At 41.7% G+C, this 24,646-nt stretch carries 24 protein-coding genes, 2 tRNA genes and 1 pseudogene; 15 read left to right on the forward strand and 12 right to left on the reverse strand.

The features are described 5' to 3' along the window. Nucleotides 1-13 precede the first annotated feature (13 nt). On the forward strand, nucleotides 14-250 hold the full coding sequence (locus KKB09_04635; GenBank protein ID MBU4300481.1) for a hypothetical protein: 237 nt from the start codon (nucleotides 14-16) through the stop codon (nucleotides 248-250). A gap of 65 nt (nucleotides 251-315) precedes the next feature. Continuing rightward, nucleotides 316-473: transfer RNA gene (locus KKB09_04640), tRNA-Leu, on the forward strand. A gap of 115 nt (nucleotides 474-588) precedes the next feature. Here KKB09_04640 and KKB09_04645 read toward each other — a convergent pair. Further along, on the reverse strand, nucleotides 589-1,110 hold the full coding sequence (locus KKB09_04645) for a hypothetical protein (GenBank protein MBU4300482.1): 522 nt from the start codon (nucleotides 1,108-1,110) through the stop codon (nucleotides 589-591). 122 nt (nucleotides 1,111-1,232) lie between these two features. Between KKB09_04645 and KKB09_04650 the strand changes: the two genes are divergently transcribed. Next, nucleotides 1,233-1,304: transfer RNA gene (locus tag KKB09_04650), tRNA-Arg, on the forward strand. A 25-nt stretch (nucleotides 1,305-1,329) separates the two neighbouring features. Here KKB09_04650 and map read toward each other — a convergent pair. Next, nucleotides 1,330-2,220, reverse strand: a complete 891-nt coding sequence (gene map / locus KKB09_04655) for a type II methionyl aminopeptidase (GenBank protein MBU4300483.1) — start codon at nucleotides 2,218-2,220, stop codon at nucleotides 1,330-1,332. A gap of 44 nt (nucleotides 2,221-2,264) precedes the next feature. Here map and KKB09_04660 point away from each other — a divergent pair, with 44 nt between their 5' ends. The 3 genes and pseudogenes from KKB09_04660 to KKB09_04670 all read left to right on the forward strand — a co-directional run bounded on the left by KKB09_04660 (nucleotide 2,265) and on the right by KKB09_04670 (nucleotide 5,621). Then, nucleotides 2,265-3,878 carry a lamin tail domain-containing protein gene (locus KKB09_04660; protein ID MBU4300484.1) on the forward strand — a complete coding sequence of 538 codons (1,614 nt, stop codon included), beginning with the start codon at nucleotides 2,265-2,267 and terminating at the stop codon, nucleotides 3,876-3,878. Nucleotides 3,879-3,908: 30 nt separating this feature from the next. Continuing rightward, a pseudogene (locus KKB09_04665) lies at nucleotides 3,909-4,210 on the forward strand (hypothetical protein). 163 nt (nucleotides 4,211-4,373) lie between these two features. Then, nucleotides 4,374-5,621, forward strand: coding sequence for a DEAD/DEAH box helicase (locus KKB09_04670; protein MBU4300485.1), 1,248 nt, complete (start codon nucleotides 4,374-4,376; stop codon nucleotides 5,619-5,621). Here the strand turns inward: KKB09_04670 and KKB09_04675 are convergent, their stop codons facing one another. Then, complete coding sequence (locus tag KKB09_04675; protein ID MBU4300486.1) at nucleotides 5,622-5,900, reverse strand: PspC domain-containing protein; 279 nt, start codon at nucleotides 5,898-5,900, stop codon at nucleotides 5,622-5,624. 763 nt (nucleotides 5,901-6,663) lie between these two features. On the opposite strand from KKB09_04675, the gene KKB09_04680 reads away from it, so the two are divergent. Next, complete coding sequence (locus tag KKB09_04680) at nucleotides 6,664-7,539, forward strand: hypothetical protein (GenBank protein ID MBU4300487.1); 876 nt, start codon at nucleotides 6,664-6,666, stop codon at nucleotides 7,537-7,539. A gap of 147 nt (nucleotides 7,540-7,686) precedes the next feature. Here KKB09_04680 and KKB09_04685 read toward each other — a convergent pair whose 3' ends face one another. The 5 genes from KKB09_04685 to KKB09_04705 form a co-directional block, all read right to left on the reverse strand. Beyond that, nucleotides 7,687-8,277 (reverse strand): nucleotidyltransferase domain-containing protein, encoded by a 591-nt coding sequence (locus tag KKB09_04685; protein MBU4300488.1) that lies wholly within the window; start codon nucleotides 8,275-8,277, stop codon nucleotides 7,687-7,689. Continuing rightward, entirely contained in the window at nucleotides 8,267-8,752 is a 486-nt protein-coding gene (locus KKB09_04690) for a hypothetical protein (GenBank protein ID MBU4300489.1), read from the reverse strand. Before KKB09_04690 ends, KKB09_04685 begins: the two co-directional genes overlap by 11 nt. 213 nt (nucleotides 8,753-8,965) lie before the next feature. Further along, a complete protein-coding gene (locus KKB09_04695) occupies nucleotides 8,966-9,409 on the reverse strand; it encodes a GNAT family N-acetyltransferase (GenBank protein MBU4300490.1) in 444 nt (147 codons plus the stop codon). Beyond that, on the reverse strand, nucleotides 9,409-11,952 hold the full coding sequence (locus KKB09_04700; protein MBU4300491.1) for a DNA-directed DNA polymerase: 2,544 nt from the start codon (nucleotides 11,950-11,952) through the stop codon (nucleotides 9,409-9,411). The genes KKB09_04695 and KKB09_04700 overlap by 1 nt, the downstream gene beginning before the upstream one ends. A gap of 35 nt (nucleotides 11,953-11,987) precedes the next feature. Continuing rightward, complete coding sequence (locus KKB09_04705; GenBank protein MBU4300492.1) at nucleotides 11,988-12,764, reverse strand: geranylgeranylglyceryl/heptaprenylglyceryl phosphate synthase; 777 nt, start codon at nucleotides 12,762-12,764, stop codon at nucleotides 11,988-11,990. Nucleotides 12,765-12,969: 205 nt separating this feature from the next. Here KKB09_04705 and KKB09_04710 point away from each other — a divergent pair, with 205 nt between their 5' ends. Beyond that, the gene (locus KKB09_04710) at nucleotides 12,970-13,908 is read left to right on the forward strand and encodes an NAD-dependent epimerase/dehydratase family protein (protein ID MBU4300493.1); all 939 of its coding nucleotides are present in this window, start codon (nucleotides 12,970-12,972) and stop codon (nucleotides 13,906-13,908) included. Between the two features lie 25 nt (nucleotides 13,909-13,933). Here KKB09_04710 and purD read toward each other — a convergent pair whose 3' ends face one another. From purD to KKB09_04725, 3 genes are read right to left on the reverse strand one after another with little or no spacing between them, the layout of a single operon-like run. Further along, entirely contained in the window at nucleotides 13,934-15,268 is a 1,335-nt protein-coding gene (gene purD / locus KKB09_04715) for a phosphoribosylamine--glycine ligase (protein MBU4300494.1), read from the reverse strand. Between the two features lie 15 nt (nucleotides 15,269-15,283). Then, nucleotides 15,284-15,922: a fibrillarin-like rRNA/tRNA 2'-O-methyltransferase gene (locus KKB09_04720; protein ID MBU4300495.1), complete on the reverse strand. Its 639-nt coding sequence runs from the start codon at nucleotides 15,920-15,922 to the stop codon at nucleotides 15,284-15,286. Between the two features lie 4 nt (nucleotides 15,923-15,926). Continuing rightward, on the reverse strand, nucleotides 15,927-16,967 hold the full coding sequence (locus tag KKB09_04725) for a hypothetical protein (GenBank protein MBU4300496.1): 1,041 nt from the start codon (nucleotides 16,965-16,967) through the stop codon (nucleotides 15,927-15,929). A 136-nt stretch (nucleotides 16,968-17,103) separates the two neighbouring features. On the opposite strand from KKB09_04725, the gene KKB09_04730 reads away from it, so the two are divergent. The 7 genes from KKB09_04730 to KKB09_04760 all read left to right on the forward strand — a co-directional run bounded on the left by KKB09_04730 (nucleotide 17,104) and on the right by KKB09_04760 (nucleotide 22,524). Continuing rightward, nucleotides 17,104-17,295 carry a 30S ribosomal protein S17e gene (locus KKB09_04730; protein MBU4300497.1) on the forward strand — a complete coding sequence of 64 codons (192 nt, stop codon included), beginning with the start codon at nucleotides 17,104-17,106 and terminating at the stop codon, nucleotides 17,293-17,295. Nucleotides 17,296-17,373: 78 nt separating this feature from the next. Beyond that, the gene (locus KKB09_04735; protein ID MBU4300498.1) at nucleotides 17,374-18,012 is read left to right on the forward strand and encodes a hypothetical protein; all 639 of its coding nucleotides are present in this window, start codon (nucleotides 17,374-17,376) and stop codon (nucleotides 18,010-18,012) included. Continuing rightward, nucleotides 17,981-18,937: a radical SAM protein gene (locus KKB09_04740; GenBank protein ID MBU4300499.1), complete on the forward strand. Its 957-nt coding sequence runs from the start codon at nucleotides 17,981-17,983 to the stop codon at nucleotides 18,935-18,937. Before KKB09_04735 ends, KKB09_04740 begins: the two co-directional genes overlap by 32 nt. Nucleotides 18,938-19,015: 78 nt before the next feature. Continuing rightward, the gene (locus KKB09_04745) at nucleotides 19,016-19,366 is read left to right on the forward strand and encodes a hypothetical protein (protein MBU4300500.1); all 351 of its coding nucleotides are present in this window, start codon (nucleotides 19,016-19,018) and stop codon (nucleotides 19,364-19,366) included. Between the two features lie 11 nt (nucleotides 19,367-19,377). Next, on the forward strand, nucleotides 19,378-20,274 hold the full coding sequence (locus tag KKB09_04750; GenBank protein MBU4300501.1) for a radical SAM protein: 897 nt from the start codon (nucleotides 19,378-19,380) through the stop codon (nucleotides 20,272-20,274). After that, entirely contained in the window at nucleotides 20,271-21,671 is a 1,401-nt protein-coding gene (locus tag KKB09_04755; GenBank protein MBU4300502.1) for a radical SAM protein, read from the forward strand. Before KKB09_04750 ends, KKB09_04755 begins: the two co-directional genes overlap by 4 nt. A 4-nt stretch (nucleotides 21,672-21,675) precedes the next feature. Then, nucleotides 21,676-22,524: a hypothetical protein gene (locus tag KKB09_04760; protein MBU4300503.1), complete on the forward strand. Its 849-nt coding sequence runs from the start codon at nucleotides 21,676-21,678 to the stop codon at nucleotides 22,522-22,524. Nucleotides 22,525-22,552: 28 nt separating this feature from the next. On the opposite strand, the gene KKB09_04765 is transcribed toward KKB09_04760, so the two are convergent. Beyond that, nucleotides 22,553-24,646, reverse strand: coding sequence for a hypothetical protein (locus KKB09_04765; GenBank protein ID MBU4300504.1), 2,094 nt, complete (start codon nucleotides 24,644-24,646; stop codon nucleotides 22,553-22,555).

A 24,646-nucleotide genomic window follows, 5' to 3' on the forward strand; every position in this document is an offset into this window, starting at 1 on the left:
GAGAATGAATTAAATGAGATCCGATCCAAAACATATGGAGCTCGTATTAATCGCTGCAATAATAACAGTAACCATTGTAACATTCGTGCTAATTTTAGCAGGCACTCTTTCAAATACGCCGCAAACAACTCTAATAAATGTGAGTCTGCTTATGATATTTGGCGGATTGCTGCTATTAAGCATCATAAGCCTTCAGATATATGACAAACTGATAGAAATTAATGAAACACTGAAAACGAGACATAAATGAATTCAGAAACAGTGCCTTTTAAGATTTATTAAGTTCTAGAAAAATATAAAACTGTGCCGCACAATGCAGGGGTAGCCAAGCGGTCAACGGCGGTGGACTCAAAAATATTGAGTTATAGACCAACACAGGCAATAACTTTAGGAAATCCACTCTCTTAGTGAGTTCGAGGGTTCAAAACAGTTTTCAGATAAATGAAAAAACTGTGAAAATCCCTTCTCCTGCATCACATTCTTGCATATAAAATAAAGAAATTACCTAAAATTTGCGCATCTCAACCGCAGTAAAGCTGCTGGGTATTAACCCAAACTGAAAAATAAAGACACAAAAGAGCCTAAGAATTATTTCTTTATTCCGCCAAGCTCGCTTTTTAATGAATCTAATTCACTGCGAAGGTCAATAAATTCGTCAGATGCTATAGATCCAGATATCTCAGGAACATGAAGCCCTTCAGGCGCAACAAGTTTCGATTCTATTTCTTCAATTTCTGCATCAATTTTGTCGAGCGCCACTTCCATGCGGGTAATAGCTTCAGACTTAAGCTTTTCTGCTTTTGCAAGTAAAGAAACCGTATCTGCTATGACCTTCATATCTCCTTTCGCTTCGGCAAGTTTTTTGCCGATTGCTGCATGCTCTTCAACCTTTACAAAAAGCTCGGTATCTATAGCGGATGATGCTCGTTCCTCAGGCTTTTTATATGGATTTACAGATACATAGGACCGTGGTTTTTCTGGAATCTGTGTATTTTTAACGGGCTTAGTTTCTTCAATTGGCTTTTCATCACTAAATGATTCTGTTTCCGAATCAAGGCCGACAATTGCGCGAAGTTTCTCTATTTCCATGTCGCTTAGCTTTTCATCCATAAACGTCAATATAAATATTTATTCACGTTACTATATATCCTTTATTCGCGACAGCCCCAAAATCATCCAAACTTTTGAAACATTTTGGCTTTAAATTTTTGAAAAATAAAATTAGTTTTGATGGACCTGTAGTCTAACGGATAGGACACGGCCTTGCGGAGGCTGAGATCCGGGTTCGATTCCCGGTGGGTTCGTTTTTAATCATCATGCAAGTTGTGTTTATTTTGTCGTCACAATCGGCTCGTCCGCTACAATTACTGTATGCTCTGCCTGAGATATGCAGCCACCAACAACTTCTTTTAACGGAGGATATGTGTGAAGCCCCCCTAAAGAAACAAGCTCACGAAGTCCGTTTTCTCGCAGCATTCCTTTGACACAAATTATGCTTCTCGATGAAAATGGCAAACCATTCAGCTTTTTTGCAAACAATTGTATGTTCCTTGCACTATCAGAACGGGGAGAAACATCCCGGATAAAACTAAAAATCATTGCGCGCGAAGTGTCCTTAACCTCGCCGGAGCCATCTGTTGCAAAGGGTTCTATTGCGATTACATCACCTTCATTCAGAATGGCTTTTGAAGTATTCATGACATTGGGGATGCTGGGCGCTCCATGAATTATGTATTTTCCAAGATAATGCCCTGTAAGGTTTGCTATCGGAAAGAACCCTGATTTTCGTATTGTGGCCTCAATAATTCCTGAAAGTTCAAATATTTTTGCGCCAGGGCGCACGACAGAAATAGCAGCCTGGAGCGCAGATTTTGATGCATCAACAAGATCAAGTTTCTTTTTATCGCTGCCAAGGTAAATTGTTACAGCAGTGTCTGCGATATATCCCTCAACATGCACTCCGAGGTCTATCTTCACCATGTCGCCTTCTTGAAAAACTTTTGAATCATTGTCTATTGGAGTGTAATGCGCTGCGATTTCATTCAATGAGATATTTGCAGGAAACGCCAGTTCCCCGCCAAGTGCCGTTATTTCCGATTCTATTTTTTCTGCAGCATCAAGCAATTTTGCGCCGGAAACAATCCATTTTTTTGATTTTTCACGGACTTGGGAGGCTATTTTTCCGGCGCGCATATAACAATCAAGAGTCTGTGTATCCATACAATCACTAAAGGTATATAATATTATATGACACTATAACTTTTATGAGCTTTAAATTTCTGTTATTCATACTCATTCTTCTTTCTCCGATTACAAATGCCGAAATAACCATAAACGAAATAATGTACGCGCCAAACAGCAACTGGGGTGGAGAAAATAATGAGTGGATAGAATTGTTTAATAACGGCATAGAAGATGCAAGCATCGCAAACTGGACAATCGATGAAAAAACAATACCTTACGCCATCGTTCCGGCGCAAGGATATTTAATCCTTGCAAAAAACACAACAAAATTCATAGAAGTATACGGCCGATCGTCTGTCCGCGTACCGTTTACGCTTTCAAACAGTGGAAAGGCGCTGTACTTAAAAACAGCTGGCGGCTCAACAATAGATTCCTTCGAGTATACAGAATACGCCACTAGCGAGATGGCCAAAAACAACAACCGCACACTTGAACGAAATACAACAATCTGGCTTGAAAGCGCTGGGGTTGGTGGAACTCCGGGAGAGCAAAACAGCATATCATTCAACGCGCCTCCGGTTCAAACTCCAATGAATGAAACGAAAAACACAACAAATACAACACCATCCACAAATACTCAAGAAAATGACAGTGATATCCCGAACACGCAACAAAATCAGGAATCAGAAAATCCAATGAGCCTCGAAATACTTGTCGCGCCGGATACAATGAACTTCGGCGGATATTCCACGATTCGTGCAAAATTCAATTCAGGAAACCGAGACTTCGAAACAGTGCGCTTTGTAGCATACATCTATAAGCCGTCGTGGATTTTGCGCGACCTGAATGGCAACGGAACAACGCTGCGAAATTCGCCATATAATTCAAATGCTGCTGCAGAAGTTCGAGAAATTTCCGCAGACGAAACATATTATCTCGTACTCCCGATTTTTCTAAAATGCAACACAGAAGGATATGCTGATGCCACCTATACAGCCCGGCTGCGCGCTTATACTTATGAAAACGACGAATGGAAGGCGCTAACAGAAAGCGACATAAATATTTTTGTCAGTGGAGAAAGCGAATCTTGCAAAAAAGAAATTGGAAAAGAAACCTCGTGCATAAATAAAACAATTGAAAAAAACTGCACTGAAAAAACAAAAATATTGCGCGAATATGCGCTTGAAATCAACATCACTCACCCGGAAATTATTTTTGCCGGCGAAAATTTCACTACAACGGTTTTTCTAAAAAACAATGGCGAAAAATTGCGCGACATTGAAATATACTCATACATGTACGAGCATAGCACAATAATATCAAGCGGATTTGATGGCACAAAATGGGGCAATACAAGAACTGCGAACTCGAGAAAAGTAACGCTTTCAGCAAACGATTCCATAACAATTGAACTTTTGAATCGGGCAAAAGAAAATGCAAGCACGGAAAAGTACACCTATAAGGTAGTTTTTGCTGATTTGGCGGACGATAAAAAATCAGAGGAACGAATATCTCTGATTGAGCTTGATGCGCGCAATGCATCTGAAACTAACGGCTTAAAAAACGAAACGCTTTCAAACATGACCGAAATAGAAAATAAAATTACCGGGAATATGCTTGCGAAAAACGCAGTACCGAAAAAGCTTTCGCTTTTTGACAGAATAATATATAAAATAAAAAGCTGGCTAATTTAACAAATTATTAAAGTATCTCTAAAGATGATTATGGCAACTCTGCAAAATTTGGAAAAAGAAATAGAAAAACTAAAGGAACGAAACATCCGTGTTGAAGCCGACAAAGCATGGGAAACAAGCTATTCGCGGCGAATGCTTCTTATGGTGTATACGTATCTTGCAGTTGGTTTTTATCTAAGCGCGACGTATCTTGCAGTTGGTTTTTATCTAAGCGCGATAAAAATCGCTAGTCCCTGGATGAATGCGATAGTCCCTACAGTCGGATTATGCTTTCAACGCTGACGATGCCGTTTTTCAAGAAATTGTGGTTAAAACACAAATACGAGAGATAATAGCCCTTTTTAAAGATGGAAAAACAATAAGAATTATCGAGCGAGTTCAAAAACATTTGATAAATATATACATAAAAAATATATACGTATTCTAGTGTCTTTTGGATTCCCGTATCCTCGCGCGTTCGTGCCCGGATATATGAAAACAAAAAAGGCGTAATTAATGAAATTCGAAGAATTGAACCTTAAACCCCTTATTCTGAAAAAGATTAAAGAAGAAGGGTTTTTGGAACCGACAGAAATACAAGAAAAATGCATTCCCGAAATAAAAAAAGGACGGGATGTTGTAGGCCAGGCAATGACTGGATCGGGCAAAACAGTAGCGTTCTGCATACCGATTATAGAGGCCGTATCTCCCGGAAGAGGAGTTCAGGCGCTTATTCTTACACCTACAAGAGAATTGTGCGTGCAGGTATCCGACACATTCCATAAATTCGGCCGCGAGATGAACGTACACACAACCGCAATATATGGCGGCGTCGGGATGGAGCCGCAATATCATGCGCTGAAGCGCGCTGATGTTGTCATAGCAACTCCTGGAAGGCTGATGGACCATATGCGCAGAAATTCGATAAAATTAGCCGGTCTGAGATATCTTGTGCTTGATGAAATGGACAAAATGCTCGATATGGGTTTTGTCGATGATGTTGACACCATTGTCAGAAATATTCCGAAAAATAGGCAGACTATGCTTTTCAGCGCGACAATGCCGCAAAGCATAAATTCGCTGATTCACAAATATCTGAATTCACCGCAAATTCTGCGGGCGCAGACAAAGGTTGACAAAAGCCTCCTGAAGCAGATATATTATGTTGTCGAGCAACATGAAAAATTCTCGCTTCTTGTGCATTTATTGAAGCACAAAACAAGCGGTTTTGCAATGGTCTTCTGCGGAACAAGGCATCAGGTTGATGCGATTACCCGGAATCTGCAGAAAAACAGCATAAATTCAATGGCAATACATGGCGGCCTGACTCAAAACAGGCGAATGCATGCGCTTGAATCTCTGAAAAAAGCCAGCATTGATGTTCTTGTCGCAACAGATGTTGCTGCACGAGGGCTTGACATACAGAACGTAACGCACGTTTACAATTTCGACGCCCCGAAAACTCCTGATGAATACACGCACCGCGTCGGAAGAACTGCAAGAGCTGGAAAAGCAGGCGATGCAATAACGCTTTTATCTCATCGGGATTTTGAAAATTTCGACCGAGTCCTGCGCGATAAAACCCTTGAAGTCAGAAAAGAAGAGCTGCCGAAATTCGAGCGCATCCATTTCAAAGCGCGCGAAGATACTTTTGTAAGAAGCGGTGGACGAGATTTTCGTGGCGGAGGGCGTGAAAGCCAAGGCCCGAGAAAAAGCTTTGGCGCGCCCAAATTCCAGAAAAGAGTAAGATGGAAAGACGGATAATCACCATCTATGATTCGGATTTCTTGGTATTATCAGCCATGCGATTAAATACAATAATACGCCCGATCCGCCTGCAAACGTCAAAATAACCCATATCAGACGGATAGGAACCGGATCCACGCCCAAATATTCTGCAAGCCCGCCGCAAACGCCGCCGATAATCCTGTCGTTGCCGGAGCGATAAAGCCTTTTTACCCCATTGCTTGGAATATGATGCAATTCCGTTTCTGCACTTCTGCGATGGGGTTTTGTAATGTACTCCTGAATAATGAGCTGCATCAAAAGAAGAAAATACCCTAAAAGCAAAAAGAACCAAAAGATTCCTACCAGATTCACTTTCACATATTGCGCGAGCACATAAATCACAGGGCTTACGATCATCCCGCCATCAACGAGCATTATGCTTGAAGCAATCCAGAAAAACACAGCTATTCCGAATGCAGCAGAAAGCGGAGAGACAAGCAGATGCCCGGTTCTACAGCATCTTGAAAAATATGTAAGAAGTGATGAAAAAATCAAAATAAGAATGAATATACCGATGTTCAAAAGAAAAAAATCATGCATCGCATAAAGTATTGCACTCCCTGTTCGTTGCGCAAGAAATTCAAGTGCCCAGATGCAGACTGCCAATCCCACGATGCCAATGATTATTGAAAAAATGAGCTCGATAGCGCCAAAGGGGTGATAATCCCTGCCGCAGCATTCATTACTATGTTTCTCTATTCTTTCCCCGAATGCTTTGCCATGTTTTTCGAATCGTTTCCCAAACTCTTCGCCGCGTTCACCTAATTTTTTTCCAAGAGCTTCAGCCTCTTCGCCGAAATGCTTTACCTGCTTCTCGAATTTCTTTTTGCGGGATTCGCGCGACATGGCTGCTTTTTGTTTTGCCTTGCGCGGCTTCTTTTTTGGCATATGGTTTATTTTGCGCGCGGGAACTTATATAGAAAAATCATATAAAATGTTCGGCAGGAGACGACACTATTAAAACATTTGCAATTCTGACGAATTAATGAATTAATAAATATCTCATCCATAGATGATTATGGGGATTTTAGAAAAAATCAAAGAGATCTGGAAAAATATAGGCACATCTAAAAAATCTGTAAGGATATTGGATTTGATAACAATAGTGAGTTTTATTTTGATTTTCTACGGATTTAATGAAAGCAAAAAATCAGAGGAAAACATAATCAATAATGTTAATTCATCAACATCAACAATTACTTTAGGGCAGAAAGAGATTAAAGAACTAATGCTTACCGATAAGATATCCGACTGGAATGTAAATAGTTGTCCCGACATCGTCGATAATCTTAAAACAAAATTTCCGGAATTAACTTGTTTATCTCCGATAAAGACGGAATATTGCGCATCCCAGCCCACCATTGAAAATAGTACCCTTCTTATCGATGGTTGTGATATAGCATATAAAAAAATAGATCTTCCGGATTCGGGATATGCGATTAGGATTCGCTTCAAATCATCATGGAACGCAAATATCGACTCAATACATTATCTATTTGATAATATTGGCGGGGATAATCCTGAGAGGAACAGAATCTCACTATATGTTCAAAATGGTTATTTGAAGTATTCTATTCTTAATGAATACGGAACTGAAGAACATATGATGAAACTGAAGTTAGAAAATAACTCTGCATGGAACGAAAAGGAGTTTAATACCATTGAAATTGGATGGGTTAAAGATCAAAACCGAATGTTTTTAGAAGTAAATGGAAATGAATACAATAAGGTAGTTGGAAATATTAGCCTAAATACATCAAATTCTATTATGTTCCTAGGTTCTGCTATTTTTGGAAACTATCAAGCAGATGGGTATTTCGATTACTGGTTTGTGAGAAAGTACATTTATCCAGAACCGACAGTTTCAATAGGTGCAGAGCAAAGAATATCGTAAATCTACAGAATTATTATTGCCCGCGAACATCAATGTAATAATAACGTCGTTATTGTTTTGACAGCTTGTATCTAACTGTCATACACACACCAACTTATTTCGCCCCCCCCCCAACTTCCCATCCCCTCCTGCTTTGCGCGCCCACCTTCAAACCAGCCGTATGCCGTCGCGCTTTACCTGCTCCACTACGCCGCCTGTGGTTTTTTCAAATTCAATTTCTGTGAAAAAATGCGGCTGTATCTCGCGCCCGAATCTAATCTCTGCGCGCTCGCCTATTTTTTCAAGCAGTATTCTTTCTTTTGCCGAAAGCTCCTTTTCAGTAATTATCGCCATATCCACATCAGAATCCGCCCTGTACGAGCTTTTTACAATCGAGCCGAACACATATATTGCGGATATCTCGACGGAATCCGTTGCCTGCCGCACATACTCCCTAAGAATCATTGCGATTTTCGGGCTCATGTTGTTCAGGTCTTTTCGCTCGCTCTGGATTATTTCAGCGGCCATGCGCGCGTATTTATTTGCCATATTCATGCGGTAATATGTTTTATTTCCTGATTTTTCATAATCAACTATGCTGTTATGAAGAAGGATTTCCATCGACCGGAAAATGGCGTTTCCGCCAAGCTTTGTTATTTCTTTTATCTCTTCTTTTGTAACGCCCTGTCCCGGAGCTTGCGCAAGAACAACTAGCGCGCGCCACACCGCCTTTGACCCGAAAACAATATCAACCAGCATTGAGCAGCCCCTCCATGATTTTTATGAACGGCTCTGCGATATTTGCAATGAACCAAAGCGCTTTCTTTGAATAATCGATATTTTTAGACGATGTCTGCTCGGAATAATATTGCGCTTTCCCGCGCTCCTTTTTTCCAGTTATGAGCAGATACGGCACCGAATCGGGTTCAACGCCGGCTATTTCATCCTCTGCTTTTTCAAGAAGTTTTATGACTTTTTCTTTCTCCTCTTTTTGCTCAAAAACATTTTTCAGTTCATCAATAGTTTGCCTGTGGGTTTCGGATCCGGAAATCTTGAGGTTATGAATATTTCCAAGATAAAGCTTTGCAATATCATGCATCGCATAGTAACTGCAAATTATCGCCCAGCGCGGATGTTCTTTAATAATTTTTTCTGCCAGCCGAAAATCATCCTTATACGCAAATTCATGAAACTCAAGCCATATCTTTCGCTCAACTTCTGTAAGATTTGTCATTTTTAATCATTCCTCCATTACAATGGATTAAAATCATCTCGCTTTGCTCGAAGCTTTTAAACCTTCGTTCAAAAAGCTTGAAATTGGCCTTTATGCCATGCAATTTCATGAGTATATCACTTTTATGATATTATATTCGCTTATTTATATAGTTTATCACTTTTATGATGAATTTGCATCACTTTTTGTGCAGACGTGCGTTCCAATAATCGCTTATATTTCTTTTCGCAGTATAATAATTTCGCCGATATTTTTATCGCGCTTTTTTTCAATCTCCTTATAGCCGAGCTTTTTGTAAAACTTGTCTGCGGTTATACTTGACGGCAGCTCGACAAAGGAATATCCTCTGTTCTTAACTATTTTTTCGGCATGTGCCATCAGTCTTGTGCCGATTCCAATTCCATGAAAGGTTGGATTGACAAAAAGATTAAAGACGTGGTTATTTTCTATGCCGACAATCCCGAAAATTTTCGCGTTTTCCGCTGCTACAAAGATTGCTCTTTTTTTAGAAGCATCAATTAATCTTTTTGGAGAATACTCATCACACAGATATTGAATTGCTGATGGGGGATAATCTTTGCTGTTGACTTCAACCAACGCTTTTCTGATAAGATTTGAAACTTTTCGCGCGTCTTCTTTTTTGAATTTCCTAATCATCACTTCTTCCCCCAGCTTCCAAGCCCCTTCTGCTTTGCGCGCCCGAGTAAATCGTCTTCTGTCACGCCGAAAATGTGCAAGACGCGCAATGCTGCAGGCACAATCTGGTTGTTGATGTAATACTCCGGGTCGTAATTCTTTGCGTATTCAGTCAATTCCGCGCGATCGCTGATAGAACCGCTTCCTTTTGTAATGACGTATTCGATTGTCTCGCCGACCCGAATTTCTTTGCCGCGCGCGTTTGCCTTCTCAACCGCTGCAACATGCGGGCCGCGCTGGACATAATGCTTGAGTTGCCGCGTAAGCTGCGTATAGACGCGCAACTCAGTCAAAGGCACTTTCTCAAGCTTTACTTCCTGCACGATTTTTTTAACATACTCGACAGCTTCTTTCTGCCGTTTATTCAGAACCAAGTCAAGCACTTTTTCTTGAGTATCTTTTGCAAGCCTTGACCAGTCCCTGCGCACTTTTTCAAATCCGCGAATTGTGATATTGCCGTCTTTGTCTATCAGAGCATATCGCTTTTTCGCCCCACCCTCGCCGGCTTTCTTTGAAACAAAAATTCCGCGCACATAAATTCCCTGCAAATCAAGCTCCATTATTCCAGGAAGTGTTGCATTCACTTTCTGCAAAAAATTATGCGCCTCAACTTCTGTATTTTTGTCGATGCGCAAAAATAAAGAATCCGTATCGCCATATAGCGCTTCAAAACCCTGCTCCTCTGCCATTGCAATGACATTCTGTATATAGTTTCTGCCGAATGCAGTGACTGCTGACGCACATTCCCTATTATACCATCGCGAGCCGGCAAAGCCAAGATACCCGTACATTGCGTTGCTGACTGTCTTTACCGCGAACTGGCGCGCATTCAGTTCGGCATAATCGCGGCTTTTCTTATCATGGAATTTCATCTTTTCCTTTATGTGCTTTCTTTCCTGGAAAAGGTCTAAAAGAATTTCCGGAATAAACCCTTTTGTATTTGTACAAAAATGGCTTCTGCTTCCAGGAATTTTATTTTCCTGCCGGTCCTTACAGCACGAACAATTCAGCGTCTCAGGATCTATGTTGTGTGAGACAATTATGCTTGGATACAATCCCCGAAAGTCAAACACGGCAATATTTTCATGCATCCCTGCTTTCGGCTCTTTGACAAAGCCGCCGGCAAACTGCTCCATATCCTTTCGGTCTCCGATTTCCTCTGACGATGGCCGATTCGGCACAACCACATTCATCTGCGATGCTTTTTTTATTGCATAGCTTTCAACAAGCTGGCCGTAAGTCATTCGTGACGCATCGCTTGGCAATTGAGCAGTGAGATTTGACAGCTCAAAAATATTCGGCATTATCCGGTCTGCAAGCTTTAATGTAAGCAGTGAATCCTGCATGCAATAATCCGCAAGCTCGTGAAGCCGCGTCTTCTGTGTCCAGGCATCTTTCAGCTCATCCCAGGTGAATCCTTTTTTCCCTTCACCGACTAATTCCATTGCCACACTATCAAGGGATAGCGTTTCAGAACTCATTGCCGGGGACATCACCCGGGAGATGAAATTGAAAAGGTCTATATGCGGCATGCCTTTAAGAGTTGCGGCCTTTATTCTTCCTTTTTTCTGAAAGGAGAGTGGATTACCGTTCCTGCCGGAAATGATTTTCTCCTTAAGGTCTTTTGCTCTGGAATCAAGCACAACAAAATCAAACCCGTCGCCATTATACGTAACTATGAAGTCGGGGTCAATAGATTTTATCTCTGAAAAAAGCGTTGACATAAGCTCTTTTTCTGATTTGACAAAAATTTCTTTTTCAAATCCGTTTTTCTCATAGCTTATGACCTTTGCGCGCCCGGCAGATGATGCAAAACTCGCCATGATTATCTTCTGTTTTTTATCCTCGTCAATTGTTTCAAGATCAAATGCAACTGTCTTTAATCCATTATGAAATGATTCTGTTTTTGATGCAGAAACGTTTTTTGCTAGAATAACAATATCTGCAGAATATCCAAAACGTTCTGCATTTTCCTTCTGCAATACCTCTGTTCCTTCTGCACAAACCCATGTAAGTGGCGCTATTTTTTTGTCAAGAAAATACCGCTTGTAAAAGGATATATCATATTCGCGCACTTCTGCTATTTTTTTTGACACTATCGGATTAGTTTTTACAATAGATTTCAGATGCGGTATGTGTGCGGGAATGTTTGCAAAAACTTTCAAGATATGGCGCTTGTCAAGACCAACAGTTTTCTCAGAAACATCAACAGATTTTACAGAAATGTCCCCGCCAGAAACAGCAGTTTCATCGCCGCCATTTGCGGTTTCATCAAACACTCTTTCAGGAGTTCCTTTCACAATTATTTTTTCAATAGCTGATTTCAACAAAAGCAAATCCTCGGTCGTTAGCCCCGGCCTTGGCACAACATAAAAATAAGGATAGAATGAGTTGTCAAGAACTATTGCAGACTTTCCTTCATGCGTCCTTCCGTAAAGCCTGACATGCGGCTTTCCATCTAGCACAACATAATCTGCGTCGATTACGAAAATATCAAATACCATACATATATTTGCACTCAAAGAATTAAATGCCTGATTCATTCTTTTTCGCCATGTATTGCCTTTGCAAATTCCATTGTTCTTGCAAGCGGATCTGCCGCATCCTCTATTTTTGTCCCAATGTGAATGCAATCGGCACCGACCTCAATCAACGCCTTTGCCTGTTCTGGTGTTTTGACGCCACCAGCAATCACTATTACAAGATCCGTCGCCTTTCGTATTGCGGTCACAACCTCAAGCGGAACATGAACCGAGGCACCTGAACCTGATTCCAGAATCACAAAACGCATACCCATGCACTCTGCTGCCAAAGCATATGCAACAGCCACATCCGGCTTGTCGCGCGGAATAAGGTTTGCCTCACTCACCCAGCCGACGGTCTGGCCAGGCTCAAATATCAGGTATGCTGTCGGAATCGCCTCTACATTATGCTTTCTGATGAATGGCGCACCCACGGCCTGCACTCCGGAAATCCAGTACGGATTCTCCGAATTCAAAACAGTCATAAAATATATCGAATCGGCATGCTTTGTAAGCGCTGTCGCATTACCTGTAAAAAGATGAAGCGGCAAAGAACAAGTTTCCTTTATTCCCTTTCCGCAGAGATCTATCAGCGCCTCGGTTCCCATAGACCCCCCAAGCATTAGTATATCCGCTCCGCCTTTTTGAAGCATCTTGGCAAGTTCAACTGTTTTTTCGGGCGCGTATTTGCCGGGATCAAGAAGACCCATGAACACTCCCCTGCCTTTGGCGCGTATGTCTCTGATATGCTGCTCAACGCTGCCTTTAAAAGTATGTGATTTATTGCCATTCATAAGTTTTTGTTGTAGCCGAAGGTTTAAAAACGCAAAGATTCAATATTTTGTATGCGAAACTTGGCATTGATTATGCCAAGCTTTTCATTTTGAGGCCGTAGAGCCCTCAAAAGCTTGACACGAAGTCCTCTCGTTTTCCCTTGAGGCTTTACAATCATCAAATTGTAAATGGCATGATTTTTTCGATATGTATGGTGGCTCAAAAATGAAAATTCTGATAACCGGAGGCGCGGGTTTCCTTGGAAGGCGGATTGCAAAAGAGGCAAAAAGGCGCGGCGCAGATGTTGCTGTTTTTACCCGAAATTCCGATAAAGAGCTTGAATCTCTTGGCATAAAGATAATTGCCGGAGATATCATGAGCCGCGAACAATTAAAGCGCGCGTTTGCCGGCTATGATGTCGTATACCACCTTGCTGCAGAAATTGATGAATCATCTAAGGATTTGTGGAACATTAATGTTGAAGGCACGCGAAACGTGGTCCGGGCATGCAAAGCGTCCGGAATAAAGCGGCTGATTTTCGCATCATCTATTGGCGTTCTTGGAGGATCGCAGGTGCAGCTTACAGAAGATTCGCCTCATGCTCCTGAAACCGCATACGAAAAAACAAAAGCTGCTGCGGAAAAACTAGTTGTTGCTTCCGGAATTCCATACACTATTGTACGCATGCCGCCGATTGTCGGCCCAAACAAGACGTGGCAAAAAATATTTGATGCTGCAAAAAAAGAATATCCAATTATCGGCTCCGGAGAAAATTACTGGGCTCTAGTATATATCGATGATGCTATTGAAGCGCTTCTCAAAATGCTTCGCCAGATAGCAAAAAACCAGGTATACAATATTGCGGAAGCAGAACCTCATAAATACAACGAAGTCTATTTCACAATCACGCGCGTACTTGTTTGCCCTGCGCCCGAGAAGCACATGCCCGTATGGATTGCAATAATTGGGGCTTTTTTCTACGAATTAAAATGCAAACTCGCGCATAAAAAACCAAGCGTCACACTAATGATGGCAAGCATCAAGCGGCTTACAAGCAACCGCATCGTTAGCATAGAAAAGGCTAAGCGCGACCTTGATTATTCGCCGAAATACACGCTTAAGGATGCGATGAGTAAAACTGCGGAAGGGCTGGAAAAAATATAAGAAGCAAAATAAATCTCCAAAAAGATTATTGGCATAAATAATCGCTGCCACGCAATTCTTGCATGTTCAAAATTGCCTTTGAAATATGTTCCTGAGTGCCGATGTCGGGTCGGTGATATATTGCTCCTCGGACTCCTGAAAAACCGGCCTCTGCATTTTTTTCTGCCGCACCAAGATTGTCTCCCACACCCAAAAATCCAAATGCCCTTGATTTTGTCAGATATAAGTTTTCGCCGCTTTCATAGACATTTGCATAAATTAATTGCGAATTGCCGGGCTTCTGGATGATTATAGCCCGATCAACAACTGGGTTTCCCGGATATCCTTCGGGAACGCCATATTTGAAAACAGTTGCCTGTTTTTTGAATTTTACGTTTTCTTTATTGAGCTTTCCATTCACAATCGCATTGAAAACATCAAGAATATCATTTTTAAGAAGCGGAAGAACATTGATAATTTCGGAATCTCCGCCGCGGGCATTGAATTCGATGACTGAAATCCCTTTTGCAGCGGCCATGAACTGACCGTATAGAATCCCCTGATACGGAATGCTTGTTTCTTTCTTTATCGCACCGGCAGTATCAGCCATTATTTTTTTGGCACCATCATAATCCGCTTGCGTCATGAACGGCAAAATGTCTTTTGAATCATTATATGAACCCATGCCGCCGGTGTTCGGGCCTTTTTCCCGGGCACGCTTCTCATCCTGAACCGCAGGCCCAAAAGCAAGAGTATCCCCGTCGACAAATGCCTGAAGAGTAAATTCCTCGCCGCGCAGCCTTTCTTCAATCACCAGATCAGATTTTTTCAAAACTTCCGCGGCATACTTTTTTGCGCCGCCAATATCAAAATGATCCGGAAAAAGGCGAACGCCTTTGCCGCCTGTCAAGCCTGCCGGTTTTATGACCGGGTCAATATCCTGCGAAATCAATTCATCGATGTACGCTCCAACATCAAATGCGGTGTTTTCATTTTTTCTGAAAATGCAATACTGCGGATTTCCCGGAATGTGGTGCTTCTCCATTATGGATTCTCTGGCCCATGGCTTGTTTGTTTCAATCTGCGCAGCAAGCTTTTTCGGCCCCACTGTCGGAATGCCTGCATCCCAAAGCAAATCAGATATGCTTGCTGCAAGCGAAGTTTCGCCGCCAATGACTGCAAGCTCAATTTTTTTCTTCTCTGCATAATCAACAATTCCGCAATCATCTTCAGAAATAATCTTAAAGCCTTTGCATAATTTCGAAATGCCCGGATTCCTTTTGCTCATCGCTGCATAAAGTTCCGGTTCATTATAACTGCTAGAAATCACTTTGGCAAATTCGTGCTCCCGCCCTCCGCTTCCAACCAGGAGAACTTTCATGCATATCACCTCAGATCATTTCATCTTCCCAACCATAAAGCAATGGTCCTTTTCAAGAGGATCAAGTTCTATCTGTTCAAGAATATTAAACATCTTTGAAAGCTTCGCGCGCTCTTCTGCATAAATCTGCTGCGGCTTTTTTGCGACATTTATGCTTCGCGCCTTTACTGCAATCATCATCCAGCCCTGCGGCTTAAGGAAGACTTTTGCATTGCGCATAATGATTTCAGACTGGTCCGGCTGGGCAACGTCGCAGTAAACCAGATCGACTTTCTCAACAATCTGCGCGTAATTCTCAGGCATCCTTGCATCATCAAGAATCGGCGCGATATTTTTCCTCTGCCTTGCAAGCGGAATTAAATCGCGCATAGAGCGGCCTGAAAATTCTACGGCATAAATTATTCCGTTGCGCTCAACAATGTCAGAAATATGACTCGGCGTTGTTCCTGTGCTTGCGCCAAGATAAAGTATCTTCATTCCTTTTTTTATCGGAAAGTTCTTCAGGCCCTTGACAAGCGCCGCCCCGAGCTTTGAGCTAGTGGGGTCCCAGACGCGCCATTCCTCCTTTCCCTTTCGCATAATGCGCTCTCCGTAGACTTTTTTTCCGTTCACAAGATTTTTTGTCGCATAGTCGCGCCCGAATTTTTGCATCATAAAATCATTTCCCTCGCTTCATTTTCGAAAGTTCTGCATCAAGCTCTCTTTTGTATTCCGCACCCACTGGCTTGCCTTTGTAAAAATCAACTTTTATCGCCATCGACAGCTTTGATGCAAGAAGGCGCGCCATTTTCCCTTTCCTCTCAAACGGCGCCTGCTGAACATAATTTGTCTGGAACAGTATGCCGTATTTCGGCGACTTTCCGCCGGTTACGAGATGGCGGAACAGCGCTTTTTCCGCGCCAAGAATCTGAATTGTAGATGACGGGAATTTGGCAAGCTTAACAAGCGAGCCGGCAATAGCCAGGAGCCTTGCCGCAATCACGCTTCCAATAATAGCCGTTGTATTCGGCATGATTTCTTTTAATCGCGACTCGACATATCCCTCTATTGATTTTCTCTGTGCATACATTGCCTGAAGCGACTTCGCAAGGCTTTGCATCTGCAGAAGGTCTTTCTTTTCTATATCCGCGCCTATAGTCTCTGAAACATCAATTCCTTTGACATCTTTGCGGTAAAGCTCATCAGCAACATAACTTACCATTTGCTCGCTGTCCTGCATCTTTTCAAGAAGCTCAGGAAAGTAATATCCATACCACTCGCGCAGGCGTATTGAAAGCAGATTAGTGGTTTTATCCAGCTCGTCAATCGCATTCACTGCCTGTATGACCAGCTTGTCGTTTGAGAAGTCCGAAACCATCTTTTTTGCGGATAATTCGAGCGCAATAGAAGAAACAAATTCGAAAAGCATATCCCTTGACGCGATTCCGCTTTTTGATGCTATTGTTTCAAGGTTCCTGCGCAGGTATTCGCCGGCAGGATTCGGAAATTCGTGCTCATATCCTTCCTTTCTCTGCTCAAAAACGATTTTATCTGCCGCAATTTGCGAAAGAAGCTTTTTTTCGGCGTCGGTTACCGCGTATTCTGAGCATGCGTGCATGCTTTCAGCGGCTTTTGCGCGGTCAAAAAGGACGTGCCCAATCTCCTTGCCAGATGCATCAACTACAAATACGCCAAGCGCGCAATACGAAACAAAAATCATGAAAACCACAATACCTTAATACACTCCATATATAACTATTTTCAAGTTTTTAATGCAGTGCCTAAAAACTATCACACACCATTAGTGCTTTAAATAGCTTTAAAAATGTATTAGTCAATAAATATGAGAGATACTTATGGGAAGAATCAAGCAAAAATTCATAAAAAACAGGGCCTTTGAGCTTGTCTGCGAACACGAGAAATTCACCACGGATTTCAAAAAGAACAAGGAAATCCTGCCTGAATTCGCGGATGTAAAGAACAAAAAAACAAAGAACAAGCTCGTGGGTTACATAACTAGGCTTGAAAAACAGAAAAAAAGGTATTGATTCTTGTCAGTGGCATAAGCGCCATACCGCACAGATTAAAGTATTTAACTTTTGAAGGGTAAAATAATCTGTGAATTGATGATACCTGAAGAATCCAAAAATCTGGTTCTTGACGAAAGCGCAAAAACAGTAAAAATCACGCTGAATCCGCGGCTTTATCCGCAGACTGTTGTGATGCGCGCAGCCTACCGTTTCACCGATGATTTCGACGTTATTGTTGACGGAGATCCTCTGTCAAGCATATTCGTAACGCTAAAGGTCAAGGCAGAAGATGTGGAAAGCACAACGCGTAAAGATTTGGAACAGCTTGAAAATGCTTTTTTCTCCGAGCTCATCCATGCAAATGTCGAAGAGACTCAGTCGCGCAGGTATGCTGATACAAGAAACGCGCTGATAGGGGCTGCGCTGAGGAACTTAATGGTCCAGGCAACACCGGAAAAGATTGAGAATATCGGAAAAAAACAAAAAACAACTGACGAAGAAAGTGCTTTTGATAAAATTTACAAATACATGCCAAAACAGAATTGTGGAAAATGCGGCGCAGATTGTGAAAAAACCGCAAAAAAAATACTTACAGGTGCTGCGAATCCAAATACATGTTTTCATCTGAAAAGGGCAGAATTTTCTGTGGTGCGAGAAGGGCTTGAAAATGCGCTTATTGCGCTAAAAAACAATAATGATTGCTATGAGCTTAATAAGAAAGACGAAAAATGCTGATTCCATTCTGGCAAATGGTGCCTGTCAAACCGCAGAGCATGGCAAAACAGATTATATTCTTATAGGCATCAACAGAATTTGCGATAATGACTGCCTATTCTGCACAGATAACGAAAGCCATCCGGAATTAAACACAGATGCTAATGGCGTTATCAAAAGAATCGATTCACTAAATATTAAAAAATACCGCACAATAATACTCTCTGGCGGAGAGCCTGCAGAACAAGAAGGAATATCGGGAATAATATCACACTTAACTAGAGAGGGTCATACGGTTCAGATAATCACAAACGCAAGAAAATTTTCAGATAATATATTTTCAAAAAATGTTGCGGATTCTGGCCTGAAAACCGCAATTACTGAAATACATTCTTCGATTCCCGAGGTACATGACTACATCACGCAAAGGCCCGGAAGCTTCAACGAAACCGTACTCGGAATAAGAAATCTAATTAATCTGAATGTAAACGTGCAAATAAAAATCATACTGAACCGCATAAATTACAAGACTTTGCCGCAGATTATAAAATATATTTGCAGGACATTCCCGGAATCAAAAATCAATATCACAACAACAAACATTAGTGGAAACGCACTAAAAAATAAGGAATTACTCGCGGTCCGATTCTCTGAGGCTGCTGAGTACATAGAAAAAGGAATAAATGTTGCAAACCGATTTAATGCGCGAGTTTCTATCTCATGTTTGCCGCTTTGCGTGCTTCGTCCGCAGTATCGCACGTACATATTATCGAATGTACAATACCAGTATCTTGATGTTGGAAGCGATAAGATGCACACGCCAAAAAGGCACTTTGCACCATCATGCGAACGCTGTATTGATTCATGCAGATGCATGGGATTTTGGCGCAGCTACCTGGACTTATTCGGAGAAAGCGAAATACCCCCCATATTTGCGAAAGATTAGCAAACGCGTTTTTATAATTTGGCTGACAATTTAGTATATGCCCAGTAGATGCGTTAGCGTATGTAATAAGGTGCTTCAATGAGTTTAAAGGAAAAACTGGAAAGAATAAAAAACCAGAACATAAAAAAAGCGTTTGAACTCCCGGAAAATGAAAAAACCGGAGTTGTAAACGGGCTCCTGATTCTTGGCGCGGCCATCGGAGCGCTAATAAGCCAGCAGCAAACCGCACATAGCACTCCGACGCCGACAAGCTGCGCAGATACATTAAACGACAAAGTAACGGAAACAGAAATACCTGCAAATAATCTGGATTTGGGTTTTGTTGAAAACTCCTGGCAGGACCACTGTTGGTGGGATCATTGCTGGTGGGATCATTGGGACCATTGGGATCATTGGGATTTTACATTGTTTGCAAATGGTGGTAATTAGGTGACGCACGTATGACGAATAGATTATACTGTGCATTTAGCTACGAGTGCAACAACAATTGCCTGCATTGCGCAGCTGATTCGGAAAAACAAAGAAATCTTTCACTGTCTATTGAAGATATTGAACGGCTGCTTAAAAAAATAGACGAAATGAAAGACGTTGAAGTGGAACTTTCCGGAGGCGAGCCGACGCTAAAGCCAGAATTATATTATTTCCTTGCGCGCCTGACTGAAAGCCATCCGGAAATAAAGCACGTACTGCTTACAAACGGGCGCACATTTTCAAATCCCAACAACGCCGCAAAACTGAGTGAATATAATCCATACAGCATTTTTGTGCCGCTTCATGCTGACACGCGAGAACTTCACGACAAAATTTCCGGCGCAAAAAACAGTTTTGATGAAACAATGCTCGGCTTAAAAAATATGTATGAGTATCGCCTTCCGGTAAATATAAAAACAGTTGTCAATAAGCTGAATTATCAGCGCATGCCGAATCTCGTTGAAATGGTTGCGCAGACACTTCCAGAATGCAAATGGATTACGCTGAATGGCCTAGAACTTTCCGGAAGGGCGCTAAAAAACAAAGATATGCTTGGAATAAGAATAAGCGACACCAAAACACATATAGAGAAAGCCATAGACATGGCAAATAAATACGGACTTAGAATCGCCACTTACTCCATCCCGCCTTGCATCTTAAGCAAAGATTATTGGAAATATGTCGGAAGAAAGCGGCGCAACGTCATAATTACAAAAACGCCGACAACAGACATGAAACGCGTTGAATTAACGTACGGAACCGTGCCTGAGTGCAAAGAATGCCGCTTTTTTAACGGCTGTACGGGTGCGTGGTATAGTTACTTTGAGGTTTATGGAAAAGACGAACTGAAACCGGTGATAAAATGACTGAAAATAAATCCGATGCTATGTGCAGCACGGTTTGTGCGCCAAACGAATATTTTACAAAAAAACTATCAACTGGAAAGTATCTTGTGACTACGCGGCACAGACAGTATGCATTTCTTGACGCCAAGGAATATGACTTGCTTTATAGAGAACAATTTCAAGAAAATAAAGAGCTTTTTGAAAAACTGGAAAAAACAGGCATCATATTCACTGAAAAAAACATTAAAAAAATAGTGGGCTCGTTTGAGAAACAATACATATTTCTTTTCTTTCCAAAATCGTTCCGAATTAATTTGTCAAATGAGTGCAATCTCATGTGCAGTTACTGCCTGTCAAATGCGACCCCCACCCAGCACGAAACAATGTCAGACGAATTAGTGGATGCAACAATCAAATTCATGCTTTCTGCGCCCGGAAAAAAGTTTTATATGGAATTTCAGGGAGGCGAACCGCTTGTAAAATTCAATGAAATAAAAAAATTCGTAGCGAAAATAAAACTTGCTGCTGAGGTGGGAAAAAAAGAAATAGAAAAAATAGTTATTGTAACAAATATGACTCTCATGACTGAAGAAATAGCAGAATATCTGCTCGAAAACAACATAGGGTTATGCTCTTCCCTTGATGGGCCTGAAGAGCTTCACGATATCCATCGCAAGTTTGGCGGCGGCGGCGGAACTTACAAAACAGTTACAAAATGGCTTTCGTACTTTCGGGAGCGAGGTAAGACAATAAATACGCTGCCCACAATAACTGCACACAGCATAAAATTTGGCGCGCGAAAAATAATTGACGAATATCTCAAACAGGGATGCATTCGAATCCCCATTAGGGCAGTAATTCCGGTTGGGCGGGCAAAACAAAATGACAACCACACATATTCTGCAGAAGAGTTCATTGCGTTTTGGAAAGATGCTGTCGAATACCTGGTGGAAATAACGCTGAATGGCAACCCCGTATTTGACCCTAACACGCAAGCAATGCTAAGAAACATAATGGATGGCCCGGTATCCTATATGTGCATGCGAAAACCATGCGGAGGTGCAATATCGCACATGTCGATATCCTGTGACGGAACAATCATGCCTTGCGACCTTTCAAAAACACTGCCTGAAATGGCTATCGGAAACGTGCGCGAAAGCCATATTGATGTTGCTCTAAGGACAATTAACATGAATGCGCGAACTTCTGATTTCCAACCGCTCTGCAACACCTGCGCGTTCGGGCCGTACTGCGGAAACTGCTACACCAGAACGCGTGCCGTTTTTTCCGATGAAACCCCGAGAACTCCGCGCGACTTTGAATGTAAAGTAAACAAGGCAATGTTTACATATCTTTTTGAAAAAATGCAGGACGCAAAATACGTAAAAGTTTTCCGCATTTGGATAAATGGCAGGTGATTAATTGTATTCGCTCATATTAAAGGCAGCAATAGTTGCAGCAATCTTGAAAGCGACAAACGCGTTTAAATGGCGCGCAGTTATTGTATATTTCTTGCTGTCAGTTTTTATGATATACTTCTCCGGCGCACAATATGCTCCGGAAAGAATCCTAGTATACACATTTGAATTTTTTGCAGCATATGTCGCAATCGGCATCATTAAGTACCGCATAAATCGCGCAAAAACAAAAACCCCCGTATACGGAGGAGTTACTCTTTCGCTGAATTCGCTTCTGTTAATGTTTTCAATGGGCTACATGTTTGCGCTTAGTGAAATAAATAAATATGCTTCGTTTTTTGTTACAATGCTTCTTTTTTTTATTCTCAATAAAAACGCTTACCGAAAAAAAATGATTTTGTTTTGGAAGGCCGTATTTATGTTGTCAATAATTCATTCGCTAATAATTTCCGGCGGCAGAACGCTAATAACCCCGACGTATTTTGTTGCGACATACGCGGTAATAACACATCTTTTTTTCGCTGCAAAAGATGCGTTCAGTTATGCACATTCGCCTGAAGAATTAACCGAGGGTATGATGCCGGCAGAAAGTATTGTTCAAGACAATAAAAAATATATTTTCGGAAGCACGCTGTTCCCGAGTGCGTTTGGGCTTATTAGATATGTCGCAGGCGACATTCTGCTGAAAAGACGTGTTGTGGCTTCATTTTTTGTTCCGCTAACAAAGAAAAACATTCTTGAGATAAGAAAAATCGCAAAGGAACATAAACGTCCTTTTTTTCTTGTGCAAAAAGAAATAGACTTTTTGCCATTCATTGTTTTGGGCGCAATTGTTGCACTTTTAACAATGTAGCTTTTTATCGCGTTGCCAAAAATCGATTCTATGCAGCAATACAACACACCTTACTTAAAAGAGGCATATCAACACAGCCATCACTACATGCCTCCATACCCGGTGGACAGCCGCCCATAAACTCAAATACAAGGTCACATGTTGGTGGTGGTGGCAATCCTACTTTGCAGCAGATTTTAGTTATTTCCTGGCAATCTGAAATAGTTATTTTAGGAACTTCATTTTCTCCTTCCAGACACGCACCCAAAAAATAGCACGTTCCGCCGTTATCGGCGCACGTTAATCCAGCTGGTGCGTCTTTGCAGCAAAGTTCACCTGCATCACAAGTTCCTGAAGCGACGATCTTGCCAACAGGACATCCCGCTCCTGCTTCACATGTCTGGCCTGCTGTATTTTCACATGTGTATAATAGCGGCGAGGGCACTTCAATTGGAGGTACTGTTTGAGGCCCAAAAGCACCGCCGCTTTGCGTAGAACAAACATGGCCGAAATCATCGCATGCATTGTCATCCACTATATCTATTTCGACAAAAAAGGTAAACTGGTACGGCACCCATTTCTTTTCAACGCTGTCAAAAACATTATATTTTTCATCGATAATCGTCACATTTATTGGAACGTTTTTTAAAACATATCTACTGTCATAATGCATGTAACAAGTATTTGAAGTATCACAACCGCCAGTACAACCAGATGTTGATGAGCATTTGCCCGTATTCACAGCCAATCCGCTTTTGTATCTATAATATTCCAAATTTTGGCCGCTGCACCATTCGTTTTCATCGGCGGATGGTTGAGAATTTATGGGGCATATTTGAAAATCTGGTGCAATGCTAAGTTTCAATTTTATATCCGCCCCCACATTATCAAACTGATTTGATATATCACCGGCGATAATATCCAAGCCGCTGTTAAGGACAATCCGAAAATCAACTGCAGTATATTGTGGCGTAGGGTCTGAAGGGCATCCGTTCGCATAACTCAATCTTCCAGAATTGCATCCAAGTGTGTTTGATGGTATTTGATGATCTACCAACGTATTAAGTTGATTATACCATCTCGGCTTCACCCACGCCTCATAATTATCAACAAAAAACTTCGCGACCCCGTACATTCTCCAGTACCTGATTTGAGCGTCTTCTTCTACAAGGTTCCAGTTTTTCAGATTGGCGTCTGCGCTCAAGGAGCTTATTTTGTCGGGCCCATAAGCACTTCCTCTCAAAAAGCCTTCGCCGTTATTGAGCGTCTCGTAAACGCCTTTCCCTGCCGGCACAAAAAAAGCATTTAACGGTTCTATCTCAAAGCGTTGTAATTTGAGTTTTTGTCGGTAGCTTTCTATACTTGCGTTAAGTGCTGCATTAAGATTATTCACAACATCTTTGTCATATATTGAAACCGCCATAACACGAATATGCGCAACATCAACGGCAGAGCCAGTAAATATGAGTGTAATATCCTCAACAGAATTTTGCACAATGCTGTTTCCAATTGGAAGGATTGTCGTGCCTGAGGTTGTGATTGTTGTAACACCATTACAATTTGCATTCTGGCAAATCTGGACATCAACAGATTCTTCTTTCAGCATAATCACATTAAACATTATGTTCAGCTGATAGTCTCCTCGCACAACATCCTTCATAGTCTCGACATACTCCGCGGCGGAAACTACTGTGTATGTCTTGGCATCTGTTCCAAGCTTAAAATTGGCATCAATATAAGACAAATACGGCATTCGTTTTCGTATTGTGCTCTCGGAAGTTCCAACTGTCTTGCATCGGGAAACCGCAAAATTCAGAACGCCGTCGGTAATGTCCATTTTCGGCACAGGATCATTTCCAGGATCTCCATCAGTAGCTGCAGTAATTACTGCCGCGCTTACTCCGCCATGCACTCCAAGCTCCTTTGCAGTATTCATGAGCCCAAAAAAAAGCGCGGTTTTTTCAAACGACTGCTTTATTCCGTGAAGCGCAAGATTAGCATCAGATATTGCGTCAGCACTTCTTGAAGATGTGCCCTGCGCAGCAGAAAATCTAAAAAGATCATATAATAAGGCACTGCCCAAAGCAATAACTAAAAAGAAGACCCCGAACAAAACAAAATGCCTTGACAATGCTTTTTTCAT

This window comes from Nanoarchaeota archaeon (assembly GCA_018897155.1).
Taxonomy (GTDB): Archaea; EX4484-52; EX4484-52; order EX4484-52; family LFW-46; genus LFW-46.

Excerpts from the sequence above, each read along its gene's own strand:
- KKB09_04635 (MBU4300481.1), top strand. The coding sequence starts at position 14 with ATGAGATCCGATCCAAAACATATGGAGCTCGTATTAATCGCTGCAATA.
- KKB09_04645 (MBU4300482.1), bottom strand. The coding sequence starts at position 1,110 with ATGGATGAAAAGCTAAGCGACATGGAAATAGAGAAACTTCGCGCAATT.
- map (MBU4300483.1), bottom strand. The coding sequence starts at position 2,220 with ATGGATACACAGACTCTTGATTGTTATATGCGCGCCGGAAAAATAGCC.
- KKB09_04660 (MBU4300484.1), top strand. The coding sequence starts at position 2,265 with ATGAGCTTTAAATTTCTGTTATTCATACTCATTCTTCTTTCTCCGATT.
- KKB09_04670 (MBU4300485.1), top strand. The coding sequence starts at position 4,374 with ATGAAATTCGAAGAATTGAACCTTAAACCCCTTATTCTGAAAAAGATT.
- KKB09_04675 (MBU4300486.1), bottom strand. The coding sequence starts at position 5,900 with ATGCAGCTCATTATTCAGGAGTACATTACAAAACCCCATCGCAGAAGT.
- KKB09_04680 (MBU4300487.1), top strand. The coding sequence starts at position 6,664 with ATGGGGATTTTAGAAAAAATCAAAGAGATCTGGAAAAATATAGGCACA.
- KKB09_04685 (MBU4300488.1), bottom strand. The coding sequence starts at position 8,277 with ATGCTGGTTGATATTGTTTTCGGGTCAAAGGCGGTGTGGCGCGCGCTA.
- KKB09_04690 (MBU4300489.1), bottom strand. The coding sequence starts at position 8,752 with ATGACAAATCTTACAGAAGTTGAGCGAAAGATATGGCTTGAGTTTCAT.
- KKB09_04695 (MBU4300490.1), bottom strand. The coding sequence starts at position 9,409 with ATGATTAGGAAATTCAAAAAAGAAGACGCGCGAAAAGTTTCAAATCTT.
- KKB09_04700 (MBU4300491.1), bottom strand. The coding sequence starts at position 11,952 with ATGGTATTTGATATTTTCGTAATCGACGCAGATTATGTTGTGCTAGAT.
- KKB09_04705 (MBU4300492.1), bottom strand. The coding sequence starts at position 12,764 with ATGAATGGCAATAAATCACATACTTTTAAAGGCAGCGTTGAGCAGCAT.
- KKB09_04710 (MBU4300493.1), top strand. The coding sequence starts at position 12,970 with ATGAAAATTCTGATAACCGGAGGCGCGGGTTTCCTTGGAAGGCGGATT.
- purD (MBU4300494.1), bottom strand. The coding sequence starts at position 15,268 with ATGAAAGTTCTCCTGGTTGGAAGCGGAGGGCGGGAGCACGAATTTGCC.
- KKB09_04720 (MBU4300495.1), bottom strand. The coding sequence starts at position 15,922 with ATGATGCAAAAATTCGGGCGCGACTATGCGACAAAAAATCTTGTGAAC.
- KKB09_04725 (MBU4300496.1), bottom strand. The coding sequence starts at position 16,967 with ATGATTTTTGTTTCGTATTGCGCGCTTGGCGTATTTGTAGTTGATGCA.
- KKB09_04730 (MBU4300497.1), top strand. The coding sequence starts at position 17,104 with ATGGGAAGAATCAAGCAAAAATTCATAAAAAACAGGGCCTTTGAGCTT.
- KKB09_04735 (MBU4300498.1), top strand. The coding sequence starts at position 17,374 with ATGATACCTGAAGAATCCAAAAATCTGGTTCTTGACGAAAGCGCAAAA.
- KKB09_04740 (MBU4300499.1), top strand. The coding sequence starts at position 17,981 with ATGAGCTTAATAAGAAAGACGAAAAATGCTGATTCCATTCTGGCAAAT.
- KKB09_04745 (MBU4300500.1), top strand. The coding sequence starts at position 19,016 with ATGAGTTTAAAGGAAAAACTGGAAAGAATAAAAAACCAGAACATAAAA.
- KKB09_04750 (MBU4300501.1), top strand. The coding sequence starts at position 19,378 with ATGACGAATAGATTATACTGTGCATTTAGCTACGAGTGCAACAACAAT.
- KKB09_04755 (MBU4300502.1), top strand. The coding sequence starts at position 20,271 with ATGACTGAAAATAAATCCGATGCTATGTGCAGCACGGTTTGTGCGCCA.
- KKB09_04765 (MBU4300504.1), bottom strand. The coding sequence starts at position 24,646 with ATGAAAAAAGCATTGTCAAGGCATTTTGTTTTGTTCGGGGTCTTCTTT.